We start from the raw sequence: 8605 nt of genomic DNA, 5'->3' as shown, positions 1-8605 counted from the left end.
AGCGACAGAGCGTCAAAATCATGCCGGAGCCGGCAGGCCAGCACACCCATATCCTGCACCAGGAAACAGGCTACGAAAAAGGTAACGAGCGTCCGTCCGAAGGGGTCGTTCGGTGAGAGAGCGTCCGTCCGAAGGGGGCGTTCGGTGAGAGAGCGTCCGTCTGAAGGGGGTGTTCGGTGAGAGAGGGTCAGAGGGCGGTCAGGCGGAGAAGGATGGCGTGCTCGGGGTGGAGCACGGGCATCGGCAGGCCGACTTCGCCAAGGAACCGGCCGCCCGCCTCGGCACCGGACGCCAGCCAGGACACCGGCTGTGCCTCGATCACGGTGTGCCCGTAGTCGGCATCAACGGGCGTGGGGAACAGGAGCTCCACCCGGTAGGTCCGCGACGGATCGAGCCCCGGCAAGGAAACGCGTCCTACCTGCTCGGCGAACGATGTCCGGGTCTTGACCACAGCGAAAAGTGCCGCAGTGGCACCCGCCGGGATGCCGCCGTCGTGCTCTTGCGCCACCACGCCGTGAACCATGAGTGACTCGTCCGTCGCATCCGCGCGGACCGCCAGGCCGCTGTGGATGAGCGCCCGGTGTTCCTTGTAGAGCGAGATAAACCGCTTGAGTTCTTCCCGTTCCGCGCCGGTGACCGAGCGAACGTCCCATTCCATGCCGAAGTGGCCGAAGAACGCTGTGATGGCACGGAATGAAAGGTCGTGTGTGCGGGCCGTCGTGTGGGACGTGGACGGACCAATGTGGCCGCCAACCAGCTCCGGCGGGACCACCATGCCCGTCCAGCGTTGGATGGTCTGCCGTTCCAGGGCGTCGTTGCAGTCCGAGGCCCAGACACGGTCCGTTCGCTCCAGGATTCCCAGGTCCACGCGGGCACCACCGGAGGAGCAGCTTTCAATTTCCACGGAAGGGTGGGCCTCGCGCAGGGCATCGAAGAGCCGGTAGGCAGCGAGCGTCTGCTCATGAACCGAGGCGCGACCGGCATGGCCGTGTTCCAACAGGTCCCTGTTCTGGTCCCACTTGAGGTAGCTGATGTTGTTGTCGCGAAGCAGCGCATCGATCCGGTGGAAGACGTACTGCCAGGCTTCCGGGTTGACCAGGTCAATGACATGCTGGTGCCGCCACTCGACGGGCAGCCGGCCCCCGTCTTTGTAGGACGACGCCGACGGACCCACGATCCACTCGGGGTGGGCCCGGGCGATGTCCGAGTTAATGCTGATCATTTCCGGCTCCACCCAGAGCCCGAATTCCATGCCATGTGCGGTCACGGCATCAATGAGCGGCTTCAAACCGCCAGGCCATACGGATTCGTCCACGTACCAGTCGCCCAGCCCGGCGTGGTCGTTCCGGCGCCCGCAGAACCACCCGTCGTCGAGCACGAACCGCTCAACGCCGAGGTCCGCTGCAGACTCGGCCAGTTCGATCAGTGTTTCCAGGTCATGGTCGAAGTAGACGGCCTCCCAGGTGTTAAGTACCACCGGCCGGGGACCGGCAACGTGATGCGGCCGGGCGCGGAACCAGCTGTAGAACGCCTCGGTGATGCCGTCCAGGCCCCGGTCAGAGTACGCCGCAAACAGTGCCGGTGCCGTGTACGTTTGGCCCGGTTGCAGCACCACTTCGGCCGGACCGAGGAGTTCCGAGCCGCCGATCATCGTGCGGCCATCGCCCACGCGGTCTGCGAACTGCTCGTGATTTCCGCTCCACGCGAGGTGAGTCGCCCAAACCTTGCCATGACGGTTGCCGAAACCCGCCGTTCCCGCGGCGAACAGCAGCGAGGAGTCATGGCCGGTGCGCCCATGCCGCCCGGTCCGGACCCAGGTGCCCTGCTGGATGGAGTGCCGTTGTGGGTGCCGTTCCCGGCACCAGCGCCCGGTCAGGTCCAAAAGTTCGACGGCGTCCGGCGCCACCGGGAGCACGGCGGCAAGCTCGTCCACCTGGAAAGGCGACGGGCCGTCATTGGTGACCGCATTGCGCAGTTCCAGTAGCCCACCCGGATGCAAGGTGAGGGTACTCGTAACGGTGATGCCGGCGTCGGGATCTGACTGGACGATGGTCGCTGTACAGCCGTCCGCCGTTGCGCTCACCACGCGGAGCCGAACCGAGAAGTCAAAGCCGGGTACGCCGTCCGTGACGCGATGCCCACGGAGGCCTGGCCGCCCCTGCCACGACGACGACGCCTGGGGGATGAGCCCGGCCGGAACGTTGGCGTCCGCGGACGACGGCGGAATGGGCTCGTTCAGGATGGCGAGGTCCGGGAGCGTCTCGCCAAGATCGGCTCCCCAGTGGGAAATCTCAGCTTCGCCGCGGTGGGTGCTGATGACCAGGCTGGTGCCGGCGGAACGAAGGTGGAGCGGTTGCATGCGTGGGGTCTCTTTTCGAAAGATGTGTGGCCTGCTCTGCGCTAAACCGAAGGTAAAGCGCGCAGAGCAGGCCCAGCAAGGGTTACTTGAAGAGGTTGTTGACCTGGGTGTTGGCTTCGGTCAGCGAGGAGGCGGGCTTCTTGCCGGAGAGCACTGCGTCCATGGCGGGCTTCATGATGCCGTCCACCTTGGCGGCCTTGTCCGCGATCGGGAAGAGGAACGTGGTGCCGTCCTTCACATGCGTGGTGAAGGCGGAAACGTCGGTGCCCTTGGCCTTGAAGGCTTCTGCGGCCTTGTCGGAGGAGCTGCTGATGGCAGGGAAGACCACAGCCTTGCTGGCCACCACATCCTGGCAGGCCGTGGAGCCGAGGTACTCAACCCACTTGACGCTGGCGGCAGGGTTCTTGGTGCCGGCCCACACGGAGTCCGCCAAGCCGTTGAACATGGAGGCGCGCTTGCCGTCGGTGCCCTTGGGGGTCGGAGCGATGGCCGTCTCGATGCCCTTGTAGGTCTTGTACTGCCCGATCAGCCAGTCGCCGTTGGAGTTGATGGCGGCTTTGCCTGCGCCGAAGCTGTCCGGCATGCTCGCTCCAACGGTGGTTTCAAGCTTGGGCATGTATCCCTTGTCGATGAGTCCGGCCCACCAGGCGATGGTTTCCTGGAACCGGGGATCGTCGTAGTTGAACTTGCTGCCCCACGGGTTCTTGTCCGTGGCGGTCCAGCCGGTGGTTGCCGTGAGGAAGCTCCACTCCGTTTGTCCTTGGCCGGATCCGCTGCCGGTCAGGCCGAGGCCGTAGGTGGCGACGTTGTTTTTGTCGAAGCCTGCTTCGTCGCCGCGCTTGCCGTTCTTGTCCACGGTCAGGCGTGCGATGGCCTTCTCGTAGCTGCCGCCATCCTTCGGGTTCCAGTCCAGGTTGGCCATCTGCTCCGCCGTGATCCCGGCGGCGTCGGTCATGGCCTTGTTGTAGAACAGCCCTACGGTGTCCCAGTCCTTGGGCAGTCCGTAGCGCTTGCCGTCCTGTCCCACCCAGAGTTCGGGGAGGCCCTTGGTGTACTGATCGAGCTTGATGCCGTCCTTCTCCACGGCCTCATCCAAGGAGAGCAACTGCTTCTTGGCTGCGAACTCGGGGTACTTGGACAAGTGGTTGGTGAAGACGTCCGGAGCGGTTCCGGCCACGAAGCCGTTGGTCAGCGTGGTCCAGTAGTCGTCCCAACCGCGCTGGGTGATCTTTACCTTGATGTCCGGGTTGGCCTTGGTGAAATCGTCGGCACACTGCTGGTAGGCAGGAAGCTGGTTGGCGTCCCACAGCCAGTAGTTGATCTCGCCTTTTGCCTCGGAGGATCCTGCGCTGGAACCACCGCAAGCGGACAGGGTGAGGGCTATGGCCGCGGCAGCAGCGGCGACGCCGAGGGTTTTCTTCATGGTGGACCTTTCAGGGTTCTTGAGTGGGGGAGTTACTTGATTCCGGAGAATCCGATGGAGTTCACAACCTTCTTGCCGAAGGCTATGAAGAGGATGAAGATCGGCAGGGCAGCCACGAGGGTTCCGGCCATGAGCCCGGACCAGTCCAGGGCGCCTTGCGGGGATTGGGACTTGAAGACGCTCAGGCCCACGGTGAGCACGCGGACGCTTTCGTCCTGCCCCACCAGCAGCGGCCAGAAGTATTCGTTCCACTGACCGATAAAGGTGAGCAACGCCAGGGTGGCGATGGGGGCTGCGGCGTTGGGAAGCACAATCTGGAAGAAGATCCTCAGGTGCTTGGCGCCGTCGAGCATTGCCGCCTCCTCAACTTCACGCGACATGCCCAGGAAGAACTGGCGCAGGAAGAAGATGGCAAAGGGGGTCATGAACAAGAACGGAAGCGTCATGCCGGCCATGGTGTTGAGCAGGCCGAGGTTCTTGATCATGAGGAAGTTGGGGAGCGCCGTGAAGATCGGCGGGACCATCATGGTGGTCAGGAACAGGCCGAACACCTTGTTCCTGCCGGGCCAGCGGAGCCTCGCGAAAGCGTAGGCGGCCATCGCGCTGAAGAACACCTGGCCGACGGTGGTGACGGTGGCGAAGATGATGGAGTTGCGCAGGTAGAGCCAGAAGTTGATGGCGGCTCCGGAGCCACCCTCGGCGATCGCCTCCTCGGTGCTTTGGAGGCCGAGAACCCGTTTGAAGGCACCCCAGCTGAAGTCGGCCGGCAGGAGGTTGCCGGCGTTGGAGGCCAGGGCACTGTTGCTGGACAGCGCCGTGCGGAGCATCCAGAGGAACGGGGCAATGGTCACGGCGAGGGCGACGGCGACCAGCACCCACGCGCCTATGCGGCGCCAATTGACGGGCTTCTTGCGGGACGTTTCGCGGCGGAGGGTTGAAGTAGTCATGGGGGATTCCTTAGTCCAGATCCGATTCGTTGCCCTTGAGGAACTTCATCTGCAGGAAGGCCACGATGGCCAGAATGATGAACAGGATCACGGAGAGGGCGGAGGCATAGCCAAAGTCGGACTCGCCGAAGGCCTTTTGGTAGATGTACATCTGGATCACGCGGGATGCGTTGACGGGGCCGCCGTTGGTGGTGACTGCAACGGTGTCGAAGACCTGGAAGGAGCCGATCACGGTGACGACGAGGACCAGGACCAGCACCGGGCGGAGCAGGGGCAGGGTGACGCTCCAGAAAGTCCTGGTGGGCGACGCGCCGTCGAGGTTTGCCACTTCGTAGAGATTGTTCGGAATCGCCTGCAGGCCGGCAAAGATCAGCAGCGCGGTGTACCCCATGTGCCGCCAGACGTTGACGAACGCGATGGTGGGAATGGCCCACTGCTCACTGCCGAAAAAGGCCACGCGGGGGAGTCCCACCCAGCTCATGACTTCGTTGACGATGCCCAACTGGTAGTCGAGCATCCAGAACCAGAGGAGCGCCACAATCACGTTGGCCACCAGGAACGGCAGCAGCAGGGCGCCGCGGATAAAGGTGGATTTGGCGACCCGGTGCATCAGGAGTGCCAAGCCCAGGGCGATGACCGTCTGGAATCCAATGTTGAGCACGACGTATTGAAGCGTCACTCCCATGGCGTTCCAGAAGAGTTCGTCGCCGAAGATCGCGGTGTAGTTCTTGACCCCGATCCAAGTGGGTTCGCCGAGGATGCTGTACTCGGTGAAGCTCAGGTAGATACCCCGGATGGTGGGGATCAGGAAGAACGCCACGAAGCCGACGACGGCCGGGAGGATGAAGAAGATTGCGATCCTCAGGTCTCCCAGGCGGCTTGCCAGGCTGCGTTGGACGGGTGCGCTCTTTGGCCCTTGGCTGCGCCGAGAGCGCTCTGATGCGCTGCCCGGCTGCTTGGTTAGCGTGGTCATCGTCGACTCTTTTCTAGCTGTGATGTGGATTACAACAGACTCAGAATCTACACGAGTAGATTCGATCTTGGCAAGGCGTTGTGGTGAAAAATGTTTGCTTCTGTTCGATGTGTTGACTCGTGTAGATTTCACTGCCAGACTCTTACGCAATCCCGTGAGGGCCATCACAAGCCGCTGCCCCAAGGCAGCTCCAAGAAAGGCAAACAATGACGTTTTCGATCGGTGTCCTGGGCGCAGGCCAGTTCGGCAGCCAGTTCGCGCACCTGTTCAAGCTCCACCCGGGGGTCTCCGAGGTGTACGCGGTGGATGAGCTGCCTGAGCGCGCAGCTGCCGCGCAGGAGCGTTGGGGCCTGGACGGCGTGATGGCCTCCTTCGAGGAACTGCTGGAGTCCGACGTCGATGCTGTCGCCATCTTCACGCAGCGCTGGACCCACGGTCCGCTGGTCGAGCGTGCCCTCCGCGCAGGAAAGCACGTCTACTCGGCAGTGCCCATGGCGATTTCCGAGGAGGAAATCGGGCGCATCATCGAAGCAGTCTGCGAGACCAAACTCGTCTACATGATGGGTGAGACCAGCTACTACAACCCGGCCACCGTCTACGCACGGAAGCAGCAGGAAGCCGGCAAGTTCGGCCGCATCTTCTACACCGAGGGCGATTACGTCCATGACATGGACCTTGGCTTCTACGACGCCTACCAATACAGCGGGGGAGAGCGCTGGAAGGAAACCGCCAGCTACCCGCCCATGCTGTACCCGACGCACGCCATTGGCGGTGTCCTGGGCGCAGTGCCGGGGCATGCTGTCAGTGTCAGCTGCATCGGCGTCAAGGACCAGCGGAACGATGGCGTCTTCGACAAGGACGTCAGCATGTTCGGCAACGACTTCTCGAATGCGACGGCACTGTTCGAAATGAACGACGGCGGTGCGATGCGCACCAATGAGATGCGGCGCGTGGGATACCCGTCCCACATCCGCGAATCCCGTTTCCGTTTCTTCGGTACGGAGGCCAGCTTCGAGCAGCTCGCCACTACTACGGTGTGGCAGGACAAGTCTTCTGTGCACGATGTGTCAGAACAGGTGGAAACAAAGCCCACCATGTCGGCGGACGACCCCTCACTTGCTGACGTTGCCCCGGAACTGCGGGATGCCTTCATCTCGGGCTTGGCCCCGGTCCACGACCATGCCCGGCTCCCGCAGGAATTCCTGGGCGCTCCGAACGGCCATGAAGGCAGTCACCAATTCCTCGTGGACGACTTCGTCACTGCCGTCAACAAGAACGAACTCCCTCCCGTCAACGCGTGGGTTGCTGCCCGTTACACCCTGCCCGGAATCGTTGCGCACCAGTCCGCGCTGCGTGGCGGCGAACGCCTGCCGATCCGCGACTTCGGCGATGCCCCCGCGATGTAGCTAGCATTTACCCCATGACCACATCAGCTGTACAAACCCCGCGCGGACCGGTGACCCGCAAGGACGTTGCCCGGTACGCCGGGGTGAGTACCGCCGTCGTGAGTTATGTGGTGAACGGTGGGCCCAAGAACGTGGCCCCCGCCACGGAAGCCAAGGTTCGCGACGCCATCCGGATCCTCGGATACCGGCCCAACGCCGCCGCCCGTGCCCTGAAGCTGGGCTCCAGCGAAACCGTGGGCGTTATTGTCCCGGACAACACCAACCCGTTTTTCTCGCTCCTGGCGCACGCCGTCGAGGAGGCCGCTGCGGCGCTCGGCTTCGGTATGGTGCTGGCCAACTCCGACGGAAGCCTGGCCAAGGAACGCCAGAACATCCGGAACCTTGCCGCGCGCCAGGTGGACGGGGTGTTTCTGGCCAGCTGCGTCTTCGATCCCGACCTGACTGATCTTCAAGCCTCGGAGATCCCGTCCGTACTGCTCAACAACGCAGGTTCACCGCCGGGATTCACCAGCGTGGGCGTGGACCTCGAGGCCGGCGGGCGCGTTGCCGTGGAACACCTGATCGGCCACGGTCACACCAACATCGGCCTGGCCATCGGCACCAACACCGGCAACCAACTGGACGGTCGCGAGGTGGGCTGGCTCGGAGCACTGCGCGACGCCGGGCTCCCGGACGGTCCAATGCTGCACAGTCCGTTCAGCCGGGCAGGCGGTTACGAGGTTGGCAAGCGGTTCCTGGCGATGGCCAACCGACCCACTGCGATCTTCGCCAGCAATGATATGCAGGCCATCGGGATCCTGCGGGCGCTCCACGAGGCCGGGGTCAAGGTCCCGCAGGAAATGGCTCTCGTGTCCTTCGACGGTTCCATCGATTCCGAATACACCTGGCCTGCGCTGACCACCGTGGCCCAGCCGGTCAACGCGATGGCCGAGGCTGCCGTCCAAGCGCTGGTTGGGGAGGGCCGTGGTGGGGATCGCGTGCACAGCATCCTGCCCACGGACTTGATAGTGCGCCAGTCCTGCGGCTGCCCCTAGCACCCTCTCCCACCGAATCGCCCGTTTCCACTGACGCTCGCTCACCGAATCGGACGCTCTCTCACCGAATCGCCCGTTTCCACTGACGCTCGATCACCGAATCGGACGCTCTCTCACCGAATCGCCCGTTTCCACTGACGCTCGATCACCGAATCGGACGCTCTCTCACCGAATCGCCCGTTTCCACCGACGCTCGATCACCGAATCGGACGCTCTCTCACCGAATCGGACGCTCTCTCACCGAATCGCGCGTTTCCCCTGACGCTCGATCACCTAATTGCCCCTTTGGGCGGATCGCTCGCTCACTTCCGGGCCGCAGTTTGGGGTTGCCCGCAAGTTGTGGACAGTTGGTCAGGCGGCTTGTGCCTGCTGAGGTTGGTCCGTGGTGAGCAGCAGTTCGTGCTCCACGGGGGTGTTATAGCCCAGTGCTGAATGGAGCCGGGTGCGGTTATAGAACTCCTCG

The 8605-nt window shown here is 63.4% G+C and carries 6 protein-coding genes; 2 read left to right on the top strand and 4 right to left on the bottom strand.

The window, feature by feature from the left end:
• Positions 1-187 precede the first annotated feature (187 nt).
• The 4 genes from ACH488_RS21730 to ACH488_RS21715 form a co-directional block, all read right to left on the bottom strand.
• Positions 188-2359: an alpha-galactosidase gene (locus ACH488_RS21730; protein ID WP_397326675.1), complete on the bottom strand. Its 2172-nt coding sequence runs from the start codon at positions 2357-2359 to the stop codon at positions 188-190.
• 82 nt (positions 2360-2441) lie between these two features.
• Positions 2442-3782, bottom strand: a complete 1341-nt coding sequence (locus tag ACH488_RS21725; RefSeq protein WP_397326674.1) for an ABC transporter substrate-binding protein — start codon at positions 3780-3782, stop codon at positions 2442-2444.
• A 32-nt stretch (positions 3783-3814) separates the two neighbouring features.
• Positions 3815-4729: a carbohydrate ABC transporter permease gene (locus ACH488_RS21720; protein WP_397326673.1), complete on the bottom strand. Its 915-nt coding sequence runs from the start codon at positions 4727-4729 to the stop codon at positions 3815-3817.
• A 10-nt stretch (positions 4730-4739) separates the two neighbouring features.
• Positions 4740-5702 (bottom strand): carbohydrate ABC transporter permease, encoded by a 963-nt coding sequence (locus ACH488_RS21715; RefSeq protein ID WP_397326672.1) that lies wholly within the window; start codon positions 5700-5702, stop codon positions 4740-4742.
• A 206-nt stretch (positions 5703-5908) separates the two neighbouring features.
• Between ACH488_RS21715 and ACH488_RS21710 the strand changes: the two genes are divergently transcribed.
• Together ACH488_RS21710 and ACH488_RS21705 are read left to right on the top strand one after the other, a co-directional pair.
• The gene (locus ACH488_RS21710) at positions 5909-7108 is read left to right on the top strand and encodes a Gfo/Idh/MocA family protein (RefSeq protein WP_397326671.1); all 1200 of its coding nucleotides are present in this window, start codon (positions 5909-5911) and stop codon (positions 7106-7108) included.
• A 14-nt stretch (positions 7109-7122) separates the two neighbouring features.
• Positions 7123-8142, top strand: coding sequence for a LacI family DNA-binding transcriptional regulator (locus ACH488_RS21705; RefSeq protein ID WP_397326670.1), 1020 nt, complete (start codon positions 7123-7125; stop codon positions 8140-8142).
• Positions 8143-8605: the final 463 nt, after the last annotated feature.

Source organism: Paenarthrobacter sp. NPDC018779 (assembly GCF_044391085.1).
Classification (GTDB): Bacteria; Actinomycetota; Actinomycetes; order Actinomycetales; family Micrococcaceae; genus Arthrobacter.
Note: the sequence above shows the minus strand (reverse complement) of the source record. Positions and strands in the feature narration are given on the sequence as shown.